A 25762-nucleotide genomic window follows, 5' to 3' on the forward strand; every position below is an offset into this window, starting at 1 on the left:
GGGTGGGGTCGGTGCGGCAGTGTACGGCCTCAACCGACCCTACCCGTCCATTCGCCTTCGGCAGCAGTTCACCTTCTCCTCAAGGGGGAGGGATGGCTCCTTACTTCACCAATCCCTTTTCCTTGTAATACCTCTCGGCGCCTGGATGCAGCGGCACCGGCATGCCGTCGAGCGCCTTGGCCGGGTCGATCGCCTTGGCGGCGGCGTGGGCAGCGGTGAGCTGGTCGAGATGCTCGAACAGCAGTTTTGTCATCTGGTAGGCGGTCTCGTCGGAGACATCGGCGCTGGTGATCAGGAAATTGCCGACGGCGGCGGTCGCAACATCCTCGGTCTGGCCCTCGTAGGTGCCCTTGGGGATGACCACGGAAAGATAGGGCGAGCCGATCTTAGCGACGTCCTCCGCCGGCACGGCAACGATGTTTACCGGCAATGAGGTGGCGAGGTCACGGATCGACGCGACCCCAAGGCCAGCCGACTGAAGCGTGGCGTCGAGCTGGCGGTTCTTGATCAGCTCCACCGATTCGGCGAAGGGCAGATATTCGATCCGCCCGAGGTCTTCGTATTTCAGCCCGGCAGCGGCAAATATCGTGCGGGCGTTGAGCTCGGTGCCTGAGGCCGGCGCGCCGACCGAAAGGCTCTTGCCCTTGAGATCGGCGAGCGTCTTGATGCCGGATTCCTTGCTGGCGACGATCTGGATGTAGTTGGGATAGATGGCGGCAATGCCGCGCAGCTTGTCGAGCTTGCCTGGGAAGCCTGCTTCGGTATTGCCTTCGGCGGCCAGCTTGACGGAATCGCCGAGCGCAAAGGCGATCTCGCCCTTGCCCTGCTGAAGCAGGTTGAGGTTTTCGACCGACGCTTTCGTCGCCTGCACCTGAGTACGCGCGCCTTCGATGCCCTTGCCGTAGATTTCCGACAGCGCGACGCCGAGCGGATAGTAGACGCCGGACGTGCCGCCGGTCAGCACGTTGATGAATTCCTGTGCCTTGACCGATACCGCGCCAAGGCCAAGCGACAGCGCCAGCACGCCGGCTGCAACAAATTTCGTCCTGAAATTGAGCATGCGATTTCCTCCCTGAAAATTCGCCGCCGTGCCCTCCTCGGCGGCACGAAGCGAGTTTAGACAGCGGGCGGGAAATGCCAACCCGCAATAGCAGCGACTAGACGAACGACTAAGCAGTGCCGCAACACGTTGGCGCTTGCGCAAGGTCGCATCGCGGCAGAAAGATTTTTCCAGCGCTTGTCGAAATCCGGCAGGGCCGCGCGACATAAGTCCGGCTCGCAACGATGCGGCCTTCGAGAAACGGGAGAAGACCATGCGATACATGCTTTTGATCTATGGAAACGAAGCCGGGATGGCAGCCGCGCCAGCAGATGCGGTGACACAGATGTCGAGCGCGTACGTGGCCTACACCGAAGCGCTGAAGAAATCCGGCGCCTGGCTCGCCGGCGACCGGCTGAAGCCGACGCAATCCGCTACCTCGGTGCGGATGGCCAATGGCAAGACCAACGTGCTCGACGGCCCCTATGCCGACACCAAGGAGCAGCTTGCCGGCTTCTATATGATCGAAGCGGAGGACGTCGACGCCGCCATTGCCTGGGCGGCGCGCTGCCCGGGCGCCAGCACCGGCACGGTAGAGGTGCGGCCGATCTGGGAACTCACCATGTGATGCCGGAATTGCCCGATACTGCGCGGGCGGCGGCGGAAGCGGCCGCCCGGCAAAGCTACGGCAAGCTGGTCGCTTATCTCGCCGCACGCACGCGCGACGTGGCCGCTGCCGAGGACGCATTGGCCGATGCCTTTGCAGCGGCGCTCGAGCGTTGGCCACAGGCGGGCGTGCCCGACAAGCCGGAAGCCTGGCTGCTGGCGGTGGCACGCAAGCGCCGCGTCGACGCGGTCAGACGGCGGCTGACACGCGAGGCGGGCCGCGACCACCTCAGACTGATCGCCGAGGAGATGGAGGCGCGCATGGCCGAGGAAGACCTGCCGGACGAGCGGCTCAGGCTCATGTTTGCCTGCGCCCATCCCGCGATTGAGGCCGGCGTGCGAGCACCGCTGATCCTGCAGACGGTCCTGGGCTTCGACGCAGCGACCATCGCCTCGGCTTTTCTTGTCTCGCCAGCCACGATGAGCCAGCGCCTGGTGCGCGCCAAGACGCGAATTCGCGAGACAGGCATTCCGTTCCGCGTGCCGGAGCGGGCCGAGCTCGGCGAGCGGCTGGGCACCGTTCTGGAAGCGATCTACGCGGCGTTTGCCGAAGGTTGGTCCGACCCGGCCGGCACCGAAACGCGGCGCCGCAATCTCGCGACCGAAGGCATCTGGCTCGGCCGTTTGATCGCCTCGCTGATGCCGGATGAGCCGGAAGCACTCGGTCTGCTGGCGCTGATGCTGTTCGCCGAGGCGCGGCGTGCAGCCCGGCGCAATGCGGCGGGTGACTATGTGCCGCTGGCCGAGCAGGATCTTGCATTGTGGGACGATACCCTGATCGATGAAGCGGAGGCGCTGCTCGGGCGCGCGGCCGCCGAGGGTGTTGTCGGCCGCTACCAGCTCGAGGCCGCCGTGCAATCCGCCCATACGACACGGCGGCTGACCGGTTGTACCGACTGGGTCGCGATCAAGGAGCTCTACGACGCGCTGTCGGTGATTGCCGGCTCGCCGGTGGTGTCGATCAACCGTGCGGTGGCGATTGCCGAGGCCGAAGGTGCTTCAGAAGGATTGGGCGCGCTTGATCAACTCAGCGGCGACAAGCGGCTGTATGACTATCAACCTTACTGGGCCGCCCGCGCGGGCCTGCTGGCCAGACTCGGCAAAGTTCCACAAGCGAGCGAGGCCTATGACCGGGCTATCGGCCTCGAACGAGATCCGGCCGTGCGCCGGTTCCTGCAGGAACGACGGGCAGGGCTCGGCCGCGCGGAAAGACACTGAGACAAGGCGGAGTGCTTAGGCCGGCCACATGTCGTGGGAAGCATTCAGCCTCTTCATCACCCGATGTTCCCGCAAATTGGCCCACAGGCGTTCGATGTTCGGCCAAGCGGTTGGAACCTTCGCGACCTCCGGATGCCAGGCCACCAGCATGACGAGATAGATGTCGGCCAGCGAGAGTTGGTCGCCGGCCAGCCAGTCGCGGCCGTCGAGGGCGGCATCGAGAATGGCGAGGCTGCGATCCATTTCCGAGACCGCCGCCTGTTTGACAGCGTCCACGCCCCGGGGATCGGTCGTGTAGCGATGAGCGTAGAAGAACCGCAGGTCAGCCGAATAGATGACGGAGGACATGAAAAACATCCAGCGCAGGAAGTCGGCGCGGTCAGCCGAACTTGCTGCGGGCGCCAGTCCTGCTTCGGGGTGGCGCTCGGCCAGCAGGATGCAGATCGCCGCCGATTCGGTCATCGAGCGTCCGTCCGGCAAGATCAGGACCGGCACCTGGTTCAAGGGGCTGATATCTAAAAAGGCCTGGTCGGGTCGGCCCTTCGGAACGTCGATCTGGTCGAAAGGCACGCCCGCCAAAGCGAGCGCCGCCTCGACGACAAAGCCGCCGGTATTGGCACGCGTATAGAGCTTGTACATAAAGTCCTCCACCTGCCGGGCAGCGACGATTGATACGGAAGTGACCCGCCGCTCAAGCGAACGACGCCCGCCACAGGTGGTTTTTCAGCGGTCCACGCCGACGCGTGATACTGAGTATTTGATGTCGGAGGGCATCGCGAAGGATCGCTACTGACCGGTCAAAAACGCTCGTGTCTAAGCGCCCAATCCCTCGAACAGGATCGTCGAGAGATAGCGCTCGGCGAAGGAGGGGATGACGACGACGAGGTTCTTGCCCTTGTTCTCGGGCCGCGAGCCGACGACGATCGCCGCTTGCAGGGCGGCCCCCGACGAGATGCCGACCGGCACACCTTCGAGCCGAGCGACGAGCCGTGCATTGGCAACCGAATCCTCGTTCGAGACCTTGACGATCTCGTCATAGATCGTCGTGTCGAGGATTTTTGGCGCGAAGCCGGCGCCAATGCCCTGGATCTTGTGCGGGCCTGGCTGGCCGCCCGACAGCACCGGCGAGGCTTCCGGTTCGACGGCGACGACATGCACCGAGGGCTTGCGCTTCTTCAGCACCTGGCCGACGCCGGTGATGGTGCCGCCGGTCCCGATGCCGGCAACGAAGATATCGACTTCGCCATGGGTGTCGTTCCAGATTTCCTCGGCCGTGGTGCGGCGATGGATTTCCGGATTGGCCGGGTTTTCGAATTGCTGCGGAATGACAGCGTCGGGCAGCGTTGCCGCCAGCTCGTCCGCCTTGGCGATGGCGCCCTTCATGCCTTTCGGCCCTTCGGTCAGCACCAGTTCGGCACCGAGCAGAGCCAGCATCTTGCGGCGTTCGACGGACATGGTTTCCGGCATGGTCAGGATCAGCTTGTAGCCCTTGGCAGCGGCGGCAAAGGCGAGCGCGATGCCGGTATTGCCCGAGGTCGGCTCGATCAGGGTGGTCTTGCCGGGCGTAATCCTGCCGGAAGCCTCCAATGCCTCGATCATCGACACGCCGATGCGGTCCTTGACCGAGGCGATCGGGTTGAAGAATTCGAGCTTGGCCAGCAGATTGGCGACGACACCCTTCTCCCTGGCGAATTTATCAAGCCGCACCAGCGGCGTGTCACCGATCGTCTCGGTGATCGAATTGTAGATGCGGCCGCGGCCGGGCACGTGTGTGGGGGTGGCGGGCTTGTTCATTGATTTCCTCCCAGAGGTAAAGCGGCAAGACTCGCGCGGGCATAGGATAGAGCCATCCACCGCGCAAGATAGGCTGTCGATCGAAAAATATCCGAGTGAAGTTCGTGCTGAGTACCCCCGCCTTTGCAAGGCGTGGCAATCGTTGGGCGGATTGGCGAAAGAGATCTATTGGCGGGCGGCAATTGCCGCCGCCGCGCCGACCATAAAGCCGGCGGCGGTGCGGTTGAGTGCCCTCAGCGCCCGCGGCGACTTCAGGAACCAGCGCGCCTTGGCCGCCAGCGCCAGATAGGGCACCAGCACGACGAGCAGGACGACGATGGTGAGCGCGACGAGGATGCCGTAATCGGCCAGCGTGATCGTCTTCAGATCGACGATGGTCGGGGTGATGGCAAGATAGAAGATCATCGTCTTCGGATTGCCGAGCGTGACGGCAAGGCCGGCTACAAAGCTGGATGCCAAGCCGCCCTTGCCTTTCTTCGCCTCCACCGTTTCGGGCGTGATGCCGCTCGTCCAGAAACGCCAGCCAAGAAAGGCGAGGTAGGCGACGCCCAGCCATTTGATGGCCAGGAAGACCATGCCGAAAGTCTGTGCGACGAAAGCCAGGCCGAGCACCACGGCAGTGAGATAGGTCAGGTCGCCGAGCATCAGCCCGAACGACATGGCCAGCGACGAGTGGAAGCCGGAACCCAGAGCACGCGCAACAAGCGCGGTGACGCCTGGGCCGGGGATGGCCGCGGCGATGCCGAGGGCAGCACTATAGGCGAGGAACCCGGTGAGTGTCATGATTGGCGCTTGTCGCACAATGTTGAAGTTGGGTGAATTCCCTCGGGCCGGATTCGATTGCGCCAGCGCAGCAGGCGACACCGCCGTTCAGGAGCGGCCGTCTTCGTAGGTAACGCGCCAGATGGTGCCGTTACCGTCCTCTGTGACGATCAGGGAGCCGTCCTTGGCCATCGCGACACCGACCGGGCGGCCCCAGACGGCGTCGTTCGAGATGACGAAGCCGGTCATGAAGTCCTCATATTCGCCTGTCGGCTTGCCATCCCTGAATTTGAGCCTCACCACCTTGTAACCGGTCCTAGCGCCACGGTTCCACGAACCATGCATGGCGACGAAGGCGTCACCCTGATAATCCGCCGGGAAGTTCTTGCCGTCGTAGAAGGCTATATTCATCGGCGCCGAATGCGCCTGCATCAATACATCGGGGACAGTGGCCTTGCCGGCGAGGTCTGGCCGCTCGCCCTGATGGCGCGGATCCTCGTTATTGCCGATGTAGTACCAAGGCCAACCATAGAATCCGCCGTCCTTGACCGCCGTTGCAAATTCGAACGGCACATTGTCGCCGAGTTCGTCGCGCTCATTGACGACGCACCACACTGCGCCGGTGGCGGGCTGCACGGTCATGCCCGTACAGTTGCGCAGGCCGGTGGCGACAGTTCGCGGATTTTTCCCATCCGGGTCAAAGGCGAGCACATCGGCACGGCCGTCCTCGGAGCCCCAGGCCGCCCCGAGCGGCTTTGATTTGGCCCAGGCGTCGAGGCCGCTATCCGGCTCCTTGCCTATATCCTCGGCGACGTTCGAGGCGGAGCCAACCGACAAATAAAGCGTTTTGCCGTCCTGCGAGAAGGCGATGTCGCGGGTCGTGTGACCACCCGACGGGATTTGGGCGACAATGGTTTCTGGTTTGCCGGATGTCTTCAGGTCGCCATCGCGATAGGGGAAGCGGACGATGCTGTCGCTGTTCGCGACATAAACCCATTGCGGTTTGTCTCCTGGCGGATAGAAGGCGATGCCGTAGGGATAATTAAGCCCCTTGGCGAAGATCGCTTTCTCGATGGGCCTGGCGCTGCCCTCGGCGAGACGATAGACGCGTATTTGGTCGGCATGGCTGTTGGCAACAAACAGGTCGCCATTCGGAGCGACGCGCACGACACGTGGATTGACGATGCCGGATGCGATCATTTCAGCCGAAAAGCCGGACGGCAATTCTGGCTTGGCGCTTTCGGGCCGTTCCGCCACGCCGGCGCCGTTCGAAGCGGATTGGGCGGGGTCGGCTGCCGGCATGTCTCGCGGCCCAATCAGGCGTCGGACGCCAGGCCTGTCGGCGTGCCAATCGCCAAACGCGGCTTCGCCTTTGAGCACATTCTGGTCCGCCTGCTGGGCGGCTGCCGGTGTCGCAACAAGGAGGGCAGCGGCCAAGGCCGCAAAGCCGCCAGATCGGATCATCAACGTCCTCCGGGATTCGCCTCGAACAGGGGCAAACGGCATCAGGCATTGATCGTTCCAAGCGGCCGTCCAGCACACGAGGATTTGAAGCCGAACCCGTTCAGTTGCCAGAGGCGTAAAAGTCGTCGTCGAGGCGCTTTTCCAGCGCGACCAGATCGGCCGGCAGCGGTAAACCCATCGCCCGCATCTCTTGCAGCTTCTCGCGCAACTGCTCTTGTACCTCGTGCTGATCCTCTGGCTGGTTGATCATTTCTTCGAGCAGCAGACTGATCTGGGCCTTGAACGATTCCAGCGCCATTCTTTTCTCCTCCTTGCGGCAGGCCCGCGGCGGCTCCTAGCTCAGCATGCGCGAAATCAGCTGCGCCGTATAGTCGACCATCGGTACTATGCGCGCATAATTCAGCCGCGTCGGCCCGATGACGCCGAGCGCACCGACGACACGCGCGTCCTTGTCGCGATAGGGTGCCACCACCAGCGAGGAGCCAGACAGCGAAAACAGCTTGTTTTCCGAACCGATGAATATGCGCACGCCTGGGCCTGCCTCGGCGAGGTCGAGAAGCTGGATCAGCCCATCCTGCGTCTCCAGATCCTCAAACAGATGCCGCAGCAATTCTATGTCGGCCTGGGCAGTGACGTTTTCCAGGAGATTGGCGCGACCGCGCACGATAAGCCGCCCAGGCACGCCGCTTTCAGCGCCTGCCCAGACCGCCAGGCCCTTCTCGACCAGATCCTGCGACAGCGTGTCGAGGGCCGCCCTGGTCTCTTCCTTGATGCGGGCGATCTCGACCCGCGCCTCGGCCAGGGTGCGACCGCGGATATGGGCGTTGAGGAAGTTAGAGGCTTCGTGCAATTGCGAGATGGTGATGCCGGCGGGCAGATCGATGACGCGATTTTCGACGTCGCCGTTCTGCGAGACCAGCACGGCCAGCGCCTTGGTCGGCTCGAGCTGGATGAATTCGATGTGCTTAAGCGCCGCCTCATTCTTGGCGGCGAGCACGAGGCCGGCGCCGCGCGACATCCCGGACAGCATCTGGCTGGCCTCGGTCAGCATATGCTCCAGCGTCGCGCCCGAGCCGGAGGCGCGCACCTGGGCCTCGATGGTGCGGCGCTCCTCGTCGGAGAGGTCACCAAGTTCCATGAAAGCATCGACGAAGAAGCGCAGGCCTGCCTGGGTCGGCAGCCGGCCAGCCGAAATGTGCGGCGCATAGATCAGGCCGAGATGCTCAAGGTCGCTCATCACGTTGCGGATGGTGGCCGGCGACAGCGACGACGGCAGGATGCGCGACAAGCTGCGCGAACCGACCGGCTCGCCATCCCTCAAATAGGAATCGACAATACGCCGGAAGATGTCGCGCGAACGCATGTCGAGCGATTGAAGCGCGGGCGATTGCAGCGCGTGCGACGGGAGCACGTGCGACTGCAAACCGGGATCGACTGCCTTTGTCATTTCGAGCCAAAAACCTCCGCCCCGAAGATATAGACTTCCGCGGTGTCGGCGCAACCGGTCCATTTTCCTTTGCGCCTCACGCCCCGTGCGGCTACAAGCCGGCCAAGATTCCCCGGCCAAGATTCCGAAGAAAGAAAGAAGCCTGAATGCGCCCTTCCAAACGTCAATTCGACGAAATGCGCCCCATCTCCTTCGAGCGCGGCGTCTCCAAGCATGCGGAAGGCTCGTGCCTGGTGAAGTTCGGCGACACGCATGTGCTGTGTACGGCCAGCTTGGAGGAAAAGGTGCCGGGCTGGATGCGCAACTCCGGCAAGGGCTGGGTGACGGCGGAATACGGCATGCTGCCGCGTTCGACCGGCGAGCGCATGCGCCGCGAGGCTTCGTCCGGCAAACAAGGCGGCCGCACGCTGGAAATCCAGCGGCTGATCGGCCGCTCCCTGCGCGCCGTGGTCGATCTGCAGGCGCTCGGCGAGCAGCAGATCACCGTCGACTGCGACGTGATCCAGGCCGACGGCGGCACGCGCACCGCTTCGATCACCGGCGGCTGGGTGGCGCTCTACGACTGCCTGCGCTGGATGGAAGCCCGCCAGATGGCGAGCCTGAGCAAGGTGCTGAAGGATCACGTTGCGGCAATCTCCTGCGGAATCCATGATGGCCAGCCGGTCATCGACCTCGACTACATCGAGGATTCCTCGGCCGGCACCGACGCCAATTTCGTCATGACCGGCAAGGGCGGCATCGTCGAGATCCAAGGCACGGCCGAGGGCGAGCCGTTCTCGGAAGAGCAGTTCGCGGCGCTGATGGGGCTCGCCAAGAAAGGCATTCAGCGCCTGGTCAGCTTGCAGCAAATGGCGGTGGCTTAGCTGCGGTCAATATTGATGAGATTGGCGATCCTGTGACTCCTTCCGCAATCCTGGAATCAGCACTCTACGTGACCGACCTTGCTGCCGCGGAACGGTTCTATTCGGGCGTGCTCGGGCTCGATCTGCTCGGTAAGGTCGATGGCAGGCATCTCTTCTTCCGCTGCGGCGACGGCGTGCTGCTTATCTTCAATGCCGAGGCCACCAAAGTGCCGCCGCGGGCCGACGCCAAGCTGCCCGTGCCGCCGCATGGCGCGGTCGGCCAGGGCCATCTTTGCTTCGCCGCAAGCGCGGATGAAATCCCACGCTGGAAAGCGCATCTTGAGGCGAAGAAAATCGCCATCGAAAGCGAGTTCGAGTGGCCGCAAGGCGGCCGCTCGATCTATATTCGCGATCCCTCCGGCAATTCGATCGAATTCGCCGAGCCACGAATTTGGGGCATCTGATGCATTCGCCAACTATTCATTCGCTTGATGGGCATAAGATCATCGTCGCAAGCCACAACGCCGGCAAATTGCGAGAATTCGCCGATCTGATGGCGCCATTCGGCATTGAAGCGAAGTCCGCAAAGGAATACGGCCTGCCGGAACCGGACGAGACCGGCACCACTTTCGAGGAGAACGCCCTCATAAAAGCCTTGGCCGCCGCCAAGGCCACTGGATTGCCGGCGCTGTCGGACGATTCCGGCCTGTGTGTCGATGCGCTCGACGGCGCACCCGGCGTCTACACCGCCAACTGGGCTGAGACGCCGGACGGCTCCCGCGACTTCGGCATGGCCATGCAGCGCACGGAAGTGGCCTTGCAAGAAGTTGGCGCGATCACGCCTGCCCAGCGCAAGGGCCGCTTTGTCGCGGTCATCTGCCTGGCCTTCCCCGATGGCCAGGCGGAATATTTTCGCGGTGAGGTCGAGGGCACGCTGGTATGGCCGCCGCGCGGCGAGCTCGGCTTCGGCTACGATCCGGTGTTCTTGCCCGATGGGTTCGAGAAGACCTTCGGCGAGATGAGCGCGAAGGACAAGCATGGCTGGAAGCCCGGCCAGCCAACCGCATTGTCGCACCGTGCCCGCGCCTTCCAGAAATTCGCGCAAGCCCGATTGGCCGCCGTATGACCATGCTGCTCGACCGCAGGCCTGGTTTCGGCGTCTACGTCCACTGGCCGTTCTGCGCGGCCAAATGCCCGTATTGCGACTTCAACAGCCATGTCCGCCACCAGCCGGTCGACCAGGAGCGTTTTGCCCGCGCCTTCGAGGCCGAGCTGGCGACGATGCGCGGCCGCACCGGGCCGCGCGAGGTGACCAGTATCTTTCTTGGCGGCGGCACGCCATCGCTGATGAAACCGCAGACCGTGGCGGCGGTGCTGGATGCAGTGGCGAAGAACTGGACGGTGCCTGATGGCATCGAGGTGACACTGGAGGCCAATCCCTCCTCCGTCGAGGCCGAGCGCTTTCGCGGCTATCGCGCGGCCGGCGTCAACCGGGTATCGCTTGGCGTGCAGGCGCTGCACGACAAGGATCTGCGCTTCCTCGGCCGTTTGCACAATGTCGATGAGGCCCTGCATGCGATCGGCCTGGCGCGCGAGATATTCCCACGGCTGTCGTTCGACCTGATCTACGCGCGGCCCGGTCAGACGCCGGAAGCGTGGCAGGCGGAGCTCGAGCAGGCGATCGGCCACGCCGCAGACCATCTGTCGCTCTATCAGCTGACCATCGAGGAAGGCACGCCGTTCCATGCGCTGCATGCGGCAAGGAAGTTCATCATTCCAGACAATGAGCTTGCCGCCGATCTCTATGCGTTGACACAGGAGATCACCGCCGCGCGCGGACTGCCGGCCTACGAGATTTCCAACCATGCCAGGCCCGGCGCCGAAAGCCGGCACAATCTCACCTACTGGCGTTATGGCGAATATGTCGGCGTCGGTCCCGGCGCGCATGGCCGGTTCGTCGAAAATGGCCGGCGCGTGGTGACGATCGCCGAGAAAATGCCGGAGACTTGGGCCAATCTGGTCGAGGCCAAGGGCCATGGCGTTACCGGCGGCGAGATCCTGACGCGGTCGGAAGAGGCCGACGAGTTCCTGCTGATGGGGCTGAGGCTGGCGGAAGGCATCGACCTTTCCCGCTACGAGGCATTTTCAGGGCGCGGCCTGTCGACGGCACGGCTGTCGGTACTGCAGGACGAAGGCCTGGTGGCGCCGATCGGCAATGCGCGCCTGCGCGCCACGCCGGCCGGCATGATCGTGCTCGATGCGGTCGTGGCGGATTTGGCCAGATAGCACGTTGAAGAACGTTCTCTTCATCTGCAGCCAGAATCGCTTGCGCAGCCCGACGGCGGAGCAGGTGTTTTCCAAGCGGCGGGACATCGAGGTCGCTTCGGCCGGCACTAATCACGATGCCGACATTCCGTTGACGCATGAACTCGTCGCCTGGGCCGACATCATCTTCGTGATGGAAAAAACGCACCGCGCCAAACTGCAGCAGAAATTCAAGACAAGCCTGAAAAAGGCTCGGGTAATCTGCCTCGATATTCCCGACGACTATGCATTCATGGACCCGGCTCTGGTGGGCCTGCTGGAGGCGCGTGTCTCGAAGTATCTGGGTTGAACGATACATCGCGGAGCATGCGCAACCGCGCTTCGAGAACTGTCTCGACCGATCGCTAAGGTTTGCGGGGTCAAGCCTCGTGCTTGTGGCGGTGTTTGGCGCGATCTTTTTCGCTGGTCTCTCCGGAACGGACCGGCTTGATCTCGCTTTTGTCGCGTGAGGCATGGTGCTGGTCGTCTGTGGAATGTGACGCTGCGCCATCGCGGGCGCTTTTTGTTTCGAGGCGGGTGATGAAAATGTCGAAGCGATTGGGCATCGTCCGGTCAGTGCTCCATCGTGCGGTCGGTTTCGTTTGCGGGCTTGCTCTCTGCCGATCGCTGGCGTGCAAGCGGCTTCTTGGCTCTGCCATCTGCGGCTTCGGCAGGCAGGTTCTTGTCGCATGGCGCGGCGAAGCGTTTGCGGCCGGCATAGTAGGGTTCGAAAACGTCCTGTATCGTCAGGCTGTTCATCCTGCTCCTCCCGAGATCAGGTGTAAAATTCGCCGGCAACGGTTTCGTTCCCTACTGTGGCGAAGGCATGGCGGCTGGTTCACGTCGGCATCCCTTTTGGAACCAGGGCCTTTGCAACCCAGGCTTTTGCAACCAAGCGTGAGCCGTGCCAAACAGGGTCGAACGGAGTTGTGCAGGTGACCGGCGAATCGGCCAAACGCAGTTACGTGGTCGGGCAGACCGAAATCGCCGCCCGGCCGCTCGAGCCGGCGCTCTACCTGGTGGCGACGCCTATCGGCAATCTCGCCGACATCACGCTGCGCGCGCTGGAAACGCTCGCCGCCGCCGATATCGTCGCTTGCGAGGACACACGTGTCAGCCGCGTGCTGCTCGACCGCTACGGCATCCGCCGCCGCACCACCGCCTACCACGAGCACAATGCCGGCGAGGCCGGACCGAAGCTGATCGCGGCGCTCGAGGCCGGCCAAAGCGGAGCGCTGATCGCGGATGCCGGCACGCCGCTCATCTCCGACCCCGGCTACCGGCTGGTCGGTGAGGCGCTGGAACGTGGCATTCGTGTCGTGCCGATCCCCGGCCCATCAGCAGCACTTGCCGCCTTGACGGCATCCGGCCTGCCCTCGGACGCGTTTCTGTTTGCCGGCTTCCTGCCGGTGAAGTCCGGGCAGCGGCTGACGCGGCTGGAAGCGCTGAAGGCGGCGCCAGCAACGTTGATCTTATTCGAATCGCCGCGCCGGCTGGCCGAGACGCTCAGTGCCATGGTCGAGGTGCTGGGCGGTGCCCGCAAGGCGGCGATCGGCCGCGAGCTGACCAAGACTTTCGAGGAGATGCGGACCGGCACCCTGCAATCGCTCGCCAGCCATTATGCGGGAGCCGATACGCCCAAGGGTGAAATCGTCATCTGCGTCGGCCCGGCCGATGCGGTCGCTGATGAGCCAGAAGACATCGACCGGCTGCTGCTTTCGCTCGCCGCCGAGATGCCGGCCTCCAAGGCAGCGGCGGAAGCCGCCAAGATGACGGGTGGCCAGAAGCAGGCGCTCTATCGTCGGCTGCTCGACCTCAAGAATGCCGGAAGAGACGGGACCGGCGGAGGCGGCGATGGCTGAACGGCCGAGCGCCAGCCGGCAAAAGGCCTACCGGCGCGGCCATCACGGCGAATGGCTGGCGGCGGCGGCGCTGATGCTGAAAGGCTACCGAATTCTTGCACGCCGCCACCGCACCAGGTTCGGCGAGATCGACCTGATCGCACGGCGTGGCGATCTGGTGCTGATTGTCGAGGTCAAGGCGCGCCGCACGCTGATGGAGGCAATGGAAGCCGTCGGTCGCGAATCGGAGCACCGCATCGAAGGCGCCGCCGATTTCTGGCTGTCGCGCCAATCCGACTACGGAAAATTATCGGTGCGCTTCGACATGGTGGCGGTGCTGCCGTGGCGCTGGCCGGTGCATGTCAAGAATGTGTTTTACGGGCGAAACTAGGCCATTCTCGAAGTGGGGCCGTTTTGCTGCGCCTGCGGTTCAGATCATGGTTTGCCGATCTGTCAAGCATCCGCCCAGCGCTGACTGGAACAAAAGCGTTCCTGCGTTGTTCCCCAATCGTCCTGATGTTCGACGGGCTGGTTCAAATGCCGGCCTGGGCAGTCCTCGTGGCAGCTATGCGAGGACAAAGGGATGGCGAGGCAAATGGATCCTGACGATCTCAACCCGGTACGGATCGTCACCGTGTTCGGCGGAACTGGCTTTCTCGGGCGCAGGATCGTGAAGCGGCTCCTGGAAAGAGGTTTCACGGTGCGCGCTGCATCTCGCCATCCGGCTCGCGTGGCCCTGGTCTTTTCCTCGATTACAAGGATGCCCGAGGCAGTCGAGGCGGATATATTGGATGCGTCCTCGATCAGGTCGGCCATTACCGGATCACAGGCGGTCGTGAATGCTGTCAGTCTTTACGTCGAGCACGGCGTCCAGACCTTTGAACGCGTGCATGTGAAAGCCGCGGCCGATCTCGCTGCCGCGTCGCGCGACCGCGCGATCGACCAGTTCGTCCTGATTTCAGGGATCGGCTCCGACCCTCAATCGGATTCGAATTACATAAGGGCGCGTGGGCGCGGAGAGGGTGCCGTGGAAAGCGCATTTCCCGGCGCTTTCATTGTGCGTCCCGCCGTCATGACAGGACCTGACGACGCTTTCCTCACGACCATTGTGAGGATGATACGCCTCCTGCCGGTCTATCCGCTGTTCGGCGATGGTGGCACACGGCTTCAGCCGGTCTATGTGGCGGACGTCGCCGAAGCAGTGAGCGGGCTGATCGACGGGCGAACCCACACGGGTTCATCCATATTCGAATTCGGTGGCCCGCGCATCTATACCTATAAGGAACTGCTTCGGGAGATCGCCCGACAGCTCGATACGCACGTCAAGCTGATGCCGGTGCCGTTTGCGGTATGGAACGCCTTGGCTGGCGTCGCGGAACTCCTCCCGGCTGCCCCCATAACGCGCAACCAGATCGATCTTATGCGTCAGGACAATGTGGCAGCAATCGACGCGCCTGGCCTGAAGGAACTCGACATCGAGCCGCGGGATATCGACGAGGTGATCCGTGCGATCGAACAGCGCCGTGGCGTAGGCTCGCGCTCGTCTCCGCCTTAGGACGGCCCCCTGATCCTGGCGGGAACCTATCGCCGCGCGACAGGTTGGTCGAGCTTGAAGCCGTGAAAGAAGGAAACGAACTATGGCCAGATGCGATCAATGCGGGAATGACTACGACAAGGCTTTCAAAGTGACGATGGCCGAGGAGACCTACACGTTCGACAGCTTCGAATGCGCGGTCCAGAAACTTGCTCCGATATGTCCGCATTGCGGATGCCGGATCATCGGACATGGCGTCGAACAGGATGACATCATCTACTGCTGCGCACATTGCGCCGCGGAGGAAGGTGCGAACGCGCTGACCGATCGCGCGCCTTGATGCACCTTCTTTGGCGTCTCCAGGGCGACCATTCCGAACGACTGCGCCGGGTCATCCCATATAGCCAGTGCTGTCAGCACGACGACGACCAGCCGAGGTCAAGACGCCGAGATCAAGGCCGCCGCACGTTGACGGAGGCAATGGATGCAGTCGGCCGCGAATTGGAGCACCGTATCGAAGGTGCCGGCGATTTCTGGCTGTCGCACCAATGGACTACGGAAAATTGTCGGTGCGCTTCGACAGAAGGCAGCGTGCGTCGTCTTGATCGCGCCAGAGCTGTCATGTTCTTGTACGTTCAAGAACCCGCGTTCGACGCGCTCGTTTAGACGCCGTTCCGTGGCAAGTCGGCTCCCACTTGGACGAGTCGCTCCACGACGGCGGCCGCCTCCTCTGGAATGGCGGGTATGGTGCCCGACTTCCGCGTCGATCCGAAATCGAGGCCGGCGAAAAAGAGACCTGGAACAACGCCGACGCCATCCTCGTGGACGGGCTGGCCGGCTGAATCGAGCGCGCCGGGAAGCCGAACCCATGAGAAATCGCCGGTGAAGCCCGTGCACCAGATCACTGATCTGATGCCGCTCGCCGTCCAGTCGAGGGAGCGGATCGGAGGATCGGGCAAGCTCGGTTCAATCGTCTCGGCTGGATCATCCTCGGCCAGTGGCGCATCGAGGCCGGCGCGCTCGATGTACTCGTCAACCAGGCGCTTGGCATTCGCGGAGACCTCGTCGGCAAATCGCATATGGTCGTCGAGCTCGTCGCCGAAGACGAGGTTGCCGTTCTCCACACCCCTGAAGCGGCCGAGCAGCACCACGCCCTGTGCACTCAGCGATTGCAGGCTGATCGTATGGGTCGCGCCGACCAGCGCGCGGGCCTGCAGCTTGCCGGAGGGGAGGACGAGTTCCTTGCGCGGAACGTCGAGAAAACCGGACAGCGTCAGCCATTTAAGTATGTTGCCCCCGCGGTAGCGCCGCACCCAACGGCCGTTGCGGCTGGTCGCCAAAAAGACCGCACGTCCGGCCAGCGCCAGATCCTCGGCGATCTGGCCGCCCGACTGACCGCTGCCGACCACCAGCACCGCGCCACTCTCGAACTCGGCCGGGTTGCGATAAGCCGAGGAATCGACTTGGCGAATTGCGGTTGGCAAATCCGCCGACCCTGCTGGCCGGACCTGCCGATTCTGGTCGCCGGTGGCGATCACCACATTGCGCGCCAGAAATGCCCCGTCCGTCGTGGTGATGCGAAAGATCCCGTCGTCTCTCGTCAGCTCTTGCGCCGGAGTTTGAGTGCTTACCGGCAGACGGTGCCGCTCGGCATAGCCTTCGAGATACGCGACAAATTCGTGGTGGGTTATCGCGCCCCACGGCTCGGGCCCCTCGTAGGAATCACCGGGTAAGATGGAGCGAATGGTCGGCGAATTCAGTCGAAACGAGTTCCACCGCTGCGTTCGCCACGTTTCGCCAATCCGGCCTCGATCGAGCACACGGTGGTCGCGGCCCTGCCGTTTCAAGAAGTAGCTGACGCCGAGTCCCGCCGGACCGGCGCCAATAACGAGGGCGTCAAGAACTTCGCTCACGCATTCCCCCTGCCAACCATACGTCCACAAGATCGTATGGCTCGACTTCGGGCAAGAATAGAGTTCCGGCTGGGATTGCGCTATCCGCGCCGGCTCATCCCCAGATGGCCAGCCCCGCCAGGCCGACGATGCCGACGACCAGCCGCCACCAGCCGAACAGCGCGTAGCCATGGCGCGAGACGTAGTCGAGCAGGAAGCGCACGACGATTAGCGCGGTGACGAAGGCGGCGACGAAACCGACGGCGATGATGGGCAGGTCGGCGCTGCTCAGCACATTGCGGTTCTTGAACAGGTCGAAGGCGAAGGCGCCGACCATCGTCGGGATGGCAAGGAAGAAGGAGAATTCCGCCGCCGCCCGTTTGTCGACCCCGAGCAGCAGCGCGCCGACGATGGTCGAACCCGAGCGCGACGTGCCGGGGATCAGCGACAGGCACTGAAACAGCCCGATCTGCAGATAAAGCCTGGTCGGAAACCGCTCGACATCGTGGTAATAGGGCTTCGGCTTCATGCGATCGACCAGCAGCAGGATGACACCGCCGATGATCAGCATGATGCAGATCAGCCGCGGCGATTCGAACAGCACCGTCTTGATGAAATCGTGCGCCAGCGCGCCGATAATGGCCGCCGGCAGGAATGCGATGAGGATGCCAAGGACGAAATGCCGCGTCAGCCGATCGTAGGGCAGCTCGAGCAGCATCTTCCAGAGACGGCGGAAATAGACGCTGAGAATCGCCAATATGGCGCCGAGCTGGATCAGGATCTCGAAGGCCTTGCCGGTCGAATGAAAGCCGAGGAAATGGCCGGCAAGCAGGATATGACCGGTTGAAGACACCGGAATAAACTCGGTCAGGCCCTCGAGCATGCCGAGCAGCAGCGCTTCGACGACGGTCTGGCTTTCCATGGCAACCTCGGCGTTGGAGTGAGGGCGTGAGAAAAGGGCTTGCTTGTCACGGCGCGGAACTCCCCCTATAGGTCGCAGCACCCTGACAGCCCCTGAATCGGGCGGCCAAGACTTACCGGCGCAGCCGGCGATTTGCCAGTGCGCTCTATTATCGCGGGACCATGCTGACGCTTTTCCACCATCCGATGTTCGCCAGCTGCCGCTTCGTCCGCCTCGCCTTTGGCGAGTATGGCGAGGAACTGGCGCTGATCGAAGAGAAGCCGTGGACGCGGCGCAAGGAGTTCCTGGCGCTGAACCCGGCCGGCACGCTGCCGATCCTGCTCGCCGAAGGCGACGTGCCGATCGTTGGCGCAGTGGTCATTGCCGAATATCTCGACGAGACGCGCGGGGTACTCAAGCGCGACAAGCGGCTGTTCGCCGAGGATCCGATGGAGCGCGCCGAAATCCGACGGCTGACCGATTGGTACCTCAACAAGGCGGAAAGCGAGGTTACCCGGCACCTAGTGCGCGAGCGCGTCCTGAAGCCGGTCATGCCGGAAACGGCAGGCGGCGGCTCGCCCGATTCGGCGGCGATCCGCGCCGCCCGCGCCAATATCCGCCAGCACATGAAATACACCAACTGGCTGGCCGGCACCCGTCATTGGCTGGCCGGCAACAAGGTCACCTATGCCGATCTCGCGGCGGCGGCGGCACTGTCGGTGCTCGACTATCTCGGCGAGATCGACTGGCGCGAACACAGCGCCGCGCGCGAATGGTATACAAGGGTGAAATCACGGCCTTCGTTCCGGCCGCTTCTGTCCGACCGGGTGCGCGGCCTGTCGCCGGTGTCACATTATGCGGACCTCGATTTCTGATACGGCAAAGCTGCGCGCGCTGATCGACCGCGAGGCGCGGAATGCCGGCTTCGACGCCATTGCCGTCACCACGCCCGATGCGATTCCGCAGGCGCCGGAACGGCTGGCCGAATTCGTTGCCGACGGCTTTCACGGCTCGATGGGCTGGATTGCCGAAACGCTCGAGCGGCGAGGCAAACCGACGACGCTTTGGCCAGAGGTCCGCTCGATCATCGTGCTGGCGATGAATTACGGCCCCGACCACGACCCACGCGACATCCTGGCAAAGCGCGACCGCGGCGCGATCTCGGCCTATGCGCAGAACCGCGACTATCATGACGTGATGAAAGGCCGGCTGAAGGAGATCGCCGGCAAGATCGTGGCGCGCGCCGGCGGGGACGTGAAAGTGTTTGTCGACACCGCGCCGGTGATGGAAAAGCCGCTGGCCGAGGCGGCCGGCCTCGGCTGGCAAGGCAAGCACACCAACCTGGTCAGCCGCGCGCATGGCTCCTGGCTGTTCCTCGGCACCATCTTCACGACGGCCGAGCTGGTGCCGGACGCGCCTGAGAACGATCATTGCGGCTCCTGCCGGGCCTGCCTCGACGCCTGCCCGACGGACGCCTTTCCGGCGCCTTACCGGCTCGATGCGCGGCGCTGCATTTCATACCTCACCATCGAGAACAAAGGACCGATCCCGCATGAGTTCCGGGAAAAGATCGGCAATCGCATCTATGGCTGCGACGACTGCCTGGCCGCCTGCCCGTGGAACAAGTTCGCCCAAGCCGCTTCGGAGGCAAAGCTTGCCGCCCGCGCGGACTTGCGCGAACCGCCGCTCGCCGAGCTGCTGCGTCTCGACGACACTGCCTTCCGCACGCTTTTTTCGGGCTCGCCGATCAAGCGCATCGGCCGCGACCGTTTTATCCGAAACGTGCTGATAGCGGCCGGCAATTCCCAGGACTTGTCGCTGGCCGGCGCCGTTCGCGCGCTGCTCGACGACGCCTCGCCCCTGGTTCGCGGAGCTGCGGTATGGGCGCTGTCGCGGCTGGTGCCGGGTCGGGAGTTCGCCGAACGTGCCGCAGCCGCTTTGCAAGCAGAACATGACGAGGCGGTGAGAGGCGAATGGCTTCTGGCCCTGCCAAAGCCGATCGAGGCGCATACATGACAAAAAAGCAGATTTTCATCTTCGGCGCCGGTTATTCGGGCAGGGCCTTCGCCCGCGCCAACAGGGATGCCGACACAACGATCTTCGGTACAACACGGTCGCTGGAAAAATTCGCGGCGCTGCGGCAAGCCGGTATCGTGCCGCTGCGTTTCGATGGCACGCTGACCTCCGAAATCGGCGATGCCCTTGGGAAGACAACCCATCTCGTCGTCTCGGTCGCGCCGGACAAGGCCGGCGACCCGATGCTGGGCGCGGCACGCGAGGAGATCGCGGCCAACATGCCGGAGCTCGAATGGATCGCCTATCTCTCCACCGTCGGCGTCTATGGCGACCGTGGCGGCAATTGGGTGGACGAGGCCGCCGAATGCCGGCCGTTGTCGAAGCGGTCGGTGATGCGTGTTGCAGCCGAGCAGGATTGGCTACAATTGGGCCATGACATCCACCGGCCGGTGGCGATCCTGCGGCTTTCCGGCATTTACGGGCCGGGCCGCAACGCCCTGGTCAACCTGGAAAACGGCACTGCGCGGCGGCTGGTCAAGCCGGGCCAGGTGTTCAACCGCATCCATTGCGACGATATTGCCGGTGCGCTCTGGCATCTCGCCGAGGGCAATCGCGGCGGCATCTTCAACGTCACCGACGACCTGCCGGCGCCGCCGCAGGACGTCGTCGCCTATGCCGCCCAATTGATGGGCATCGAGCCGCCGCCCGAAATTCCGTTCGAGACCGCCCAACTTTCGCCCATGGCGCGGTCTTTCTACAGCGAGAACAAGCGTGTCGCCAACGCGGCAATCAAGGCGGCCGGTTATGGCTTTCGCTTTCCCGACTATCGCTCGGCGCTCGATGCCATGTGGGCGAGCGGCGACTGGCGCGACGGCGAGGCGCGCAGCCCGATGAAACGGTCATGATCGATACGTTGCGCGGGCTATGGTATGATGCGGTTCAAATCGCGGAGGGGTCCAGCTTGGGGAAGACGTTAGCGCGAGCCTTGCCGGGCAAAACGCTGCTGCTGACGGCAGTACTGGCCATCGCCGGCTTGGCGGCGCTTGCAACGCAGCCAGGGAGCGCCGAGCAACGGGCAAAGGACCTGTTCGGCGCCAAAAAGCTGCCGGCACTCGCAGCAGCGCAATCGATCGGCTTTTATTCCAAAGGCTGTTTTTCCGGCGGCGTCGCCCTACCCATGGACGGCCGGCACTGGGAGGTGATGCGACCGTCGCGCAATCGTCGCTGGGGCCATCCGGCAATGATCGCGCTGATCGAGAAACTGTCGCGCGATGCCGCTGCCGACGGCTGGCCGGGCTTGCTGATCGGCGACATCTCGCAACCGCGCGGCGGTCCGATGCTGACCGGCCATGCCTCGCACCAGATCGGCCTCGACGCCGACATCTGGCTGACGCCGATGCCCGACCGTAAGCTCTCGGCCGAAGAGCGCGAAAACATCAGCGCTACCTTGATGGTCGATGAAAAGACCCATTTGGTGAAGGACGGGCTGTGGACGCCGATGCACACGCGGTTGTTGAAGCGCGCCGCGAGCTATCCCGAAGTCGAGCGCATCCTGGTCAATCCCGGGATCAAGAAGAAGCTCTGCGACACGGTCAAAGGCGACCGTAGCTGGTTGCGCAAGGTCAGGCCGTTCTGGGGCCACGACTACCACTTCCACATTCGCATCGGCTGCCAGGCTGGATCGCCCGACTGCAAGGCACAGGAAGCGACGGCGCCAGGCGATGGCTGCGACCAGGCGCTGGCCTGGTGGTTCACCGAGGAGCCGTGGCGCCCCAACAAGAACCCGGACAAGCCGAAGGCACGCGACCTGATGACGATGGCGAACCTGCCCAGGCAATGCCAATTCGTGCTCGACGCGCCAGCTCCGCCGTCGGCGGAAGCAGTCACCTACTATGGCGACGGCGTGCCGATCGCGGCCGTACCTGCTCCCGCGGCAGAGTCTTCGCCGCCGCCGACGGTCGCAGCCGGCGCGGCAGCGCTTCCGGCCTCGGCGAACGCCTTTGTGGCGACGCCCGAGATCGGCATTCCGCTGCCGCGGCCACGACCGGGGCACTGATGCGGGCAGCGTGTTCGCTGTCTGCATCCGTGCATCTCCACTTCGAAAACCGATTTCCCTTTTTGCGGTCATGCGCTAGTCAACGAGAGAACGGCGATACGCGTCGGGAACGGACGAGAGCATGCCAGGCGTAAGCGACGACGACACTCTGTTGCGATTTCCGATCCTGATCGGCGACATAGGCGGCACCAATGCGCGCTTCTCGATCGTACTAGACGCGAATTCCGAGGCCGGCGAGCCGACCATCGTCCAGACCGCCAACTTCAATACGATTGACGAGGCGATCCAGTCGGCCGTGCTCGACCGCTCGTCGGTCCGGCCGAATTCAGCTGTGCTGGCGGTAGCCGGTCCTGTCGAAAGCGACGAGATCCCGCTTACCAATTGCCCATGGATCGTCAAGCCGAGACAGATGTTCGCCAGTCTCGGTTTCAGCGACGTCGTGGTGCTCAACGACTTCGAGGCACAGGCGCTGGCTGTCGTCGCGCTCGGCGAAGAGCATATGGAAAAGATCGGCGGCGACGAGCCGGAACCGAATTCCGGGCGGGTGGTGCTCGGCCCGGGAACCGGGCTCGGTGTCGCCGGGCTGGTTTATGCGCTGCATCACTGGATACCGGTGCCCGGCGAGGGCGGCCATATGGATATCGGCCCGCGCTCACCGCGCGATTTCCAGGTGTTTCCGCATATCGAGAAGCTCGAGGGCCGCATCTCCGGCGAACAGATCCTGTCCGGACGCGGCCTGGTCAATGCCTACCGGGCGGTGGCCAAGGCGGACGGCAAGCCGTCGCCCTTTACAACGCCTGCCGAGGTCACCGCCGCGGCGCTGGCAAAGAACGATCCGGTGGCCGAAGAGGCGCTGTCGATCTTCGTCACTTGCCTAGGGCGCACAGCCGGCGATCTCGCTCTGGTGTTCATGAGCCGCGGCGGCGTGTTTCTCACCGGCGGCATCGCGCAAAAAATCCTGCCGGCGCTGCGCACCGGCAATTTCCGCGCCGCCTTCGAGGACAAGGCGCCGCACAGCGCCCTGATGCGCGGCATGCCGGTCTACGTCATCACCCATCCGCTTGCGGCGCTTTTAGGGCTGGCCGCCTATGCCAGAAATCCGTCGCTGTTCGGCGTGCAGACGGCGGGGCGGCGCTGGCGGGTTTAGGACACAAGCTGCGCCGCGACGAAGTTTCGCCGTCCCCGGCCATAGGCAAGCCGCCATCGGGGCGTTAAGAGGTTGCCGAATTGCAGTCCGGCCGAACCGAAACCACAAAGCGCTCCAACGTGACAATTCCAGCACCAACCAAAGGGAAAGTCCGTCCCAGCGAGATCGTGGCGGTGATCCGCCGCATCATCGCCGAGAACAGCCGCGATTATCGCTGGTACTATGCTCTTGCCGTGCTGTGCCTGGTGACGATCGCGGCGACGACCGCCTTCACAGCCTGGATCATGAAGGATGTCATCGATCAGATCTTCTACCAACGGCGCGGCGATCTTATCGCGCTGATCAGCGTGTCGATCCTGGCCGCCTTTATGCTGCGCGGCCTGGCCAGCTACGGCCAGGCAGTGACGCTGGCCAAAATCGGCAACAATCTGGTGGCGCGCTATCAACGCCGCATCTTTGACCATCTGATGAAGCTCGGCGTCGGCTTCTTCAATGACACCCGCTCGGGCCGGCTCGCCGCGCAGATCAACGAGAACGTCAACGGCATCCGCGATCTCCTGTCGATGACGCTGACATCGCTGGCGCGCGATGCGGTATCGCTTGTCGCGCTAGTCGGCGTCATGATCTGGCAGGACCCGATGCTCTCGGCGATGTCGCTGCTGATCGGCCCGCCCTTGATCTACAGTGTCACCTATCTGATGCGCCGGGTGCGTCGCATCACCCGTGAATCGGTGCAGATCAACTCGCGGCTGATCGGCGCCATGCAGGAAGCGACGCAAGGCATCGCCATCGTCAAGGCCTTCACCCTGGAAGACGAGCTGTCGCGCCGCATCGGCGGCCTGGTCGCCGGCGCCGAGCAGCGGGCAAACAAGATCGCCCGCGTCTCGGAACGGCTGACGCCGATCTCCGACATGCTGGCCGGCTTCGCCGTCGCCGGCGTCATCGCCTATTCCGGCTACCGGGCGACCGTCGGCGGCCAGCCGCCGGGCGCGGTGTTTGCCTTCATCACCGCCCTGCTGCTTGCCTATGATCCGGCCAGGCGGCTGGCGCGTATGCAGGTTGGCATGGAAAAGTCGCTGGTCAATGCGCGCATGATCTACGAGCTTCTCGACCTCGAGCCGCAGCAAGGTGACGTGCCGGCAGCCGCCGAGGCGAAATTCACCTCTGGCGAAGTGCGCTTCAACAACGTGTCCTTCCGCTATGTCGAAGAGGCGCCGGTCCTGCAGGATCTGACCTTTGTCGCCGCCGCCGGCAAGGTGACCGCCATCGTCGGAGCCTCGGGCGCTGGCAAGACGACGCTGGTTGCGCTGCTGCAGCGCTTCTACGATGTCGAGTCGGGCAGGATCGAAATCGACGGCCAGGACATTTCAAAGGTCACCAAGCATTCGCTGCGCGGCTCGATCGCCTATGTATCGCAGCAGCCCTATCTGTTAGAAGGCACCATCCGCGACAACATCCGCTACGGCAGGCTGAGCGCCACCGACGCAGAGATTGAACGCGCCGCCCAACAGGCCGCGGCACACGATTTCATTCGCCAGCAGCCGCAAGGCTACGACACGCCGGTCGGCGAGAATGGCGTGACGCTGTCGGGCGGCCAGCGCCAGCGCGTATCGATTGCACGCGCCATCGTTCGGCAGGCGCCGATCCTGCTGCTCGACGAAGCGACCTCGGCGCTCGACAACGAGGCCGAGGCCCGCGTCCAGGAAGCGCTGACCCATGTCATGGAAGGGCGCACCACCATTGTCATCGCGCACCGGCTGTCGACGGTGGTCAATGCCGACCATATCATCGTGCTGGAGCAGGGCCGGCTGGTCGAACAGGGCACGCATGCCTCGCTGATGGCCGACCCGCACAGCGTCTATGCCCGGTTCCATCGGGTGCAAGGCAGGAAAGGGCTGGGGCTTGTCGATGACGCCAAGCCAATCCAGACTGCGGCGCAAAATGATCACGCGAAAAAGGCGGTCGGGAGACATTCATGAGCGACACGCCGACCGTGAGTGAAATGGGCCTGGTGGTGGTGGGCGCGGCTGGCCGCATGGGCCAGGCGCTGATCCGCGCCATCCACACGATACCGGGCGCGCGTGTCGCCGGCGCCATCGCGCCGGCCGGTTCGCCACATCTCGGCAAGGATGCCGGCGAGCTGGCCGGCGTCGGCAGGCTCGGCGTGGCGATCGGCGACGATCCGCTGCCGGCCTTCGCCAAGGCCGACGGCGTGCTCGATTTCACCACGCCGGCAGCGACCGTCGAATTCGCCGGCTATGCGGCGCAGGCGCGCATCGCCCATATCATCGGCACCACCGGCTGCTCGGCTGAAGACAATGCCAGGATCGCGGCGGCGGCGCGGCACGCGACGGTGGTCAAGTCAGGCAATATGAGCCTCGGCGTCAATCTGCTGGCGGTGCTGGTTGAGCAGGCGGCGCGCGCGCTCGATGCCGACGATTTCGACATCGAGATCCTGGAAATGCACCACCGGCACAAGGTCGATGCGCCGTCGGGCACGGCGCTGCTGCTCGGCGAGGCCGCCGCTGCCGGGCGCGGCGTAGCACTTGCCGGCAACGATGTTCGCGTGCGCGACGGCCATACCGGCGTGCGCAAGGCAGGCTCGATCGGTTTCGCCAGCTTGCGCGGCGGCTCGGTGGTCGGCGAGCACAGTGTGGTGCTGGCCGGTACCGGCGAGCGCATCACGCTTGCCCATCATGCCGAGGACCGGGCGATCTTTGCCCGCGGCGCGGTCAAGGCAGCCCTGTGGGCGCGCGGCCGCAAGCCGGGCCTCTATTCGATGCGGGACGTGCTCGGCCTGACAAGCTGATCCACAGATTTGGCTGATCCACAAGATTTG

General features: G+C 63.9%; 28 protein-coding genes. 18 read left to right on the forward strand and 10 right to left on the reverse strand.

Annotated features, from left to right (window positions below; genetic code table 11):
- Positions 1-100: 100 nt before the first annotated feature.
- Complete coding sequence (locus NKH93_RS20460; RefSeq protein ID WP_352539793.1) at positions 101-1060, reverse strand: TAXI family TRAP transporter solute-binding subunit; 960 nt, start codon at positions 1058-1060, stop codon at positions 101-103.
- A 253-nt stretch (positions 1061-1313) separates the two neighbouring features.
- Between NKH93_RS20460 and NKH93_RS20465 the strand changes: the two genes are divergently transcribed.
- Positions 1314-1667 (forward strand): YciI family protein, encoded by a 354-nt coding sequence (locus NKH93_RS20465; RefSeq protein ID WP_023718846.1) that lies wholly within the window; start codon positions 1314-1316, stop codon positions 1665-1667.
- Positions 1667-2923, forward strand: coding sequence for an RNA polymerase sigma factor (locus NKH93_RS20470; RefSeq protein ID WP_352473579.1), 1257 nt, complete (start codon positions 1667-1669; stop codon positions 2921-2923). The genes NKH93_RS20465 and NKH93_RS20470 overlap by 1 nt, the downstream gene beginning before the upstream one ends.
- A gap of 15 nt (positions 2924-2938) precedes the next feature.
- On the opposite strand, the gene NKH93_RS20475 is transcribed toward NKH93_RS20470, so the two are convergent.
- The 6 genes from NKH93_RS20475 to hrcA all read right to left on the reverse strand — a co-directional run bounded on the left by NKH93_RS20475 (position 2939) and on the right by hrcA (position 8390).
- Positions 2939-3562 carry a glutathione S-transferase family protein gene (locus NKH93_RS20475; protein WP_352539792.1) on the reverse strand — a complete coding sequence of 208 codons (624 nt, stop codon included), beginning with the start codon at positions 3560-3562 and terminating at the stop codon, positions 2939-2941.
- A gap of 174 nt (positions 3563-3736) precedes the next feature.
- Complete coding sequence (gene cysK / locus NKH93_RS20480) at positions 3737-4717, reverse strand: cysteine synthase A (protein WP_023718844.1); 981 nt, start codon at positions 4715-4717, stop codon at positions 3737-3739.
- Positions 4718-4882: 165 nt separating this feature from the next.
- Positions 4883-5500, reverse strand: a complete 618-nt coding sequence (locus tag NKH93_RS20485; RefSeq protein ID WP_352614746.1) for a LysE family translocator — start codon at positions 5498-5500, stop codon at positions 4883-4885.
- Positions 5501-5587: 87 nt separating this feature from the next.
- A complete protein-coding gene (locus NKH93_RS20490; RefSeq protein ID WP_352971663.1) occupies positions 5588-6943 on the reverse strand; it encodes a PQQ-dependent sugar dehydrogenase in 1356 nt (451 codons plus the stop codon).
- Positions 6944-7043: 100 nt separating this feature from the next.
- A complete protein-coding gene (locus tag NKH93_RS20495; protein WP_023678983.1) occupies positions 7044-7241 on the reverse strand; it encodes a hypothetical protein in 198 nt (65 codons plus the stop codon).
- Positions 7242-7277: 36 nt separating this feature from the next.
- The gene (gene hrcA, locus NKH93_RS20500) at positions 7278-8390 is read right to left on the reverse strand and encodes a heat-inducible transcriptional repressor HrcA (RefSeq protein WP_502893799.1); all 1113 of its coding nucleotides are present in this window, start codon (positions 8388-8390) and stop codon (positions 7278-7280) included.
- Between the two features lie 146 nt (positions 8391-8536).
- Between hrcA and rph the strand changes: the two genes are divergently transcribed.
- From rph to NKH93_RS20525, 5 genes are read left to right on the forward strand one after another with little or no spacing between them, the layout of a single operon-like run.
- On the forward strand, positions 8537-9253 hold the full coding sequence (rph, locus tag NKH93_RS20505; RefSeq protein ID WP_352684003.1) for a ribonuclease PH: 717 nt from the start codon (positions 8537-8539) through the stop codon (positions 9251-9253).
- Between the two features lie 32 nt (positions 9254-9285).
- The gene (locus NKH93_RS20510) at positions 9286-9696 is read left to right on the forward strand and encodes a VOC family protein (RefSeq protein WP_352473571.1); all 411 of its coding nucleotides are present in this window, start codon (positions 9286-9288) and stop codon (positions 9694-9696) included.
- 14 nt (positions 9697-9710) lie between these two features.
- Positions 9711-10358 carry an RdgB/HAM1 family non-canonical purine NTP pyrophosphatase gene (gene rdgB, locus NKH93_RS20515; protein WP_352614790.1) on the forward strand — a complete coding sequence of 216 codons (648 nt, stop codon included), beginning with the start codon at positions 9711-9713 and terminating at the stop codon, positions 10356-10358.
- Complete coding sequence (gene hemW / locus NKH93_RS20520) at positions 10355-11518, forward strand: radical SAM family heme chaperone HemW (protein WP_352817876.1); 1164 nt, start codon at positions 10355-10357, stop codon at positions 11516-11518. Before rdgB ends, hemW begins: the two co-directional genes overlap by 4 nt.
- Positions 11519-11522: 4 nt before the next feature.
- Positions 11523-11846: a low molecular weight protein tyrosine phosphatase family protein gene (locus tag NKH93_RS20525; RefSeq protein WP_023678977.1), complete on the forward strand. Its 324-nt coding sequence runs from the start codon at positions 11523-11525 to the stop codon at positions 11844-11846.
- Between the two features lie 263 nt (positions 11847-12109).
- Here the strand turns inward: NKH93_RS20525 and NKH93_RS20530 are convergent, their stop codons facing one another.
- The gene (locus tag NKH93_RS20530; RefSeq protein WP_352971667.1) at positions 12110-12295 is read right to left on the reverse strand and encodes a hypothetical protein; all 186 of its coding nucleotides are present in this window, start codon (positions 12293-12295) and stop codon (positions 12110-12112) included.
- 176 nt (positions 12296-12471) lie between these two features.
- Here NKH93_RS20530 and rsmI point away from each other — a divergent pair, with 176 nt between their 5' ends.
- The 4 genes from rsmI (at position 12472) to NKH93_RS20550 (ending at position 15251) form a co-directional block, all read left to right on the forward strand.
- Complete coding sequence (gene rsmI / locus NKH93_RS20535; protein WP_352971670.1) at positions 12472-13398, forward strand: 16S rRNA (cytidine(1402)-2'-O)-methyltransferase; 927 nt, start codon at positions 12472-12474, stop codon at positions 13396-13398.
- Positions 13391-13768, forward strand: a complete 378-nt coding sequence (locus tag NKH93_RS20540) for a YraN family protein (protein WP_352971673.1) — start codon at positions 13391-13393, stop codon at positions 13766-13768. Before rsmI ends, NKH93_RS20540 begins: the two co-directional genes overlap by 8 nt.
- Before the next feature lie 192 nt (positions 13769-13960).
- Complete coding sequence (locus NKH93_RS20545; protein ID WP_352971676.1) at positions 13961-14932, forward strand: complex I NDUFA9 subunit family protein; 972 nt, start codon at positions 13961-13963, stop codon at positions 14930-14932.
- An 82-nt stretch (positions 14933-15014) separates the two neighbouring features.
- Positions 15015-15251, forward strand: a complete 237-nt coding sequence (locus NKH93_RS20550) for a metallothionein (RefSeq protein WP_352926009.1) — start codon at positions 15015-15017, stop codon at positions 15249-15251.
- Between the two features lie 322 nt (positions 15252-15573).
- Here the strand turns inward: NKH93_RS20550 and NKH93_RS20555 are convergent, their stop codons facing one another.
- Both NKH93_RS20555 and NKH93_RS20560 read right to left on the reverse strand, forming a co-directional pair.
- Positions 15574-16824 (reverse strand): flavin-containing monooxygenase, encoded by a 1251-nt coding sequence (locus NKH93_RS20555; protein WP_352971679.1) that lies wholly within the window; start codon positions 16822-16824, stop codon positions 15574-15576.
- A 94-nt stretch (positions 16825-16918) separates the two neighbouring features.
- Complete coding sequence (locus NKH93_RS20560; protein WP_352473563.1) at positions 16919-17725, reverse strand: undecaprenyl-diphosphate phosphatase; 807 nt, start codon at positions 17723-17725, stop codon at positions 16919-16921.
- Between the two features lie 161 nt (positions 17726-17886).
- Between NKH93_RS20560 and NKH93_RS20565 the strand changes: the two genes are divergently transcribed.
- The 7 genes from NKH93_RS20565 (at position 17887) to dapB (ending at position 25732) form a co-directional block, all read left to right on the forward strand.
- Positions 17887-18579 (forward strand): glutathione S-transferase family protein, encoded by a 693-nt coding sequence (locus tag NKH93_RS20565; protein WP_023678968.1) that lies wholly within the window; start codon positions 17887-17889, stop codon positions 18577-18579.
- Positions 18560-19720, forward strand: a complete 1161-nt coding sequence (gene queG, locus NKH93_RS20570) for a tRNA epoxyqueuosine(34) reductase QueG (RefSeq protein ID WP_352745544.1) — start codon at positions 18560-18562, stop codon at positions 19718-19720. Before NKH93_RS20565 ends, queG begins: the two co-directional genes overlap by 20 nt.
- Complete coding sequence (locus tag NKH93_RS20575) at positions 19717-20625, forward strand: SDR family oxidoreductase (RefSeq protein ID WP_352822460.1); 909 nt, start codon at positions 19717-19719, stop codon at positions 20623-20625. The genes queG and NKH93_RS20575 overlap by 4 nt, the downstream gene beginning before the upstream one ends.
- 56 nt (positions 20626-20681) lie before the next feature.
- Positions 20682-21776, forward strand: coding sequence for a penicillin-insensitive murein endopeptidase (gene mepA / locus NKH93_RS20580; RefSeq protein WP_502895684.1), 1095 nt, complete (start codon positions 20682-20684; stop codon positions 21774-21776).
- Positions 21777-21897: 121 nt separating this feature from the next.
- Positions 21898-22923, forward strand: a complete 1026-nt coding sequence (locus tag NKH93_RS20585; protein ID WP_352614728.1) for a glucokinase — start codon at positions 21898-21900, stop codon at positions 22921-22923.
- Positions 22924-23042: 119 nt separating this feature from the next.
- Positions 23043-24902: an ABC transporter ATP-binding protein gene (locus NKH93_RS20590; RefSeq protein ID WP_352473557.1), complete on the forward strand. Its 1860-nt coding sequence runs from the start codon at positions 23043-23045 to the stop codon at positions 24900-24902.
- Entirely contained in the window at positions 24899-25732 is an 834-nt protein-coding gene (dapB, locus tag NKH93_RS20595; RefSeq protein ID WP_352822454.1) for a 4-hydroxy-tetrahydrodipicolinate reductase, read from the forward strand. The genes NKH93_RS20590 and dapB overlap by 4 nt, the downstream gene beginning before the upstream one ends.
- Positions 25733-25762 lie beyond the last annotated feature (30 nt).

It is taken from the genome of Mesorhizobium sp. M0954 (genome assembly GCF_040319155.1).
GTDB lineage: Bacteria > Pseudomonadota > Alphaproteobacteria > Rhizobiales > Rhizobiaceae > Mesorhizobium.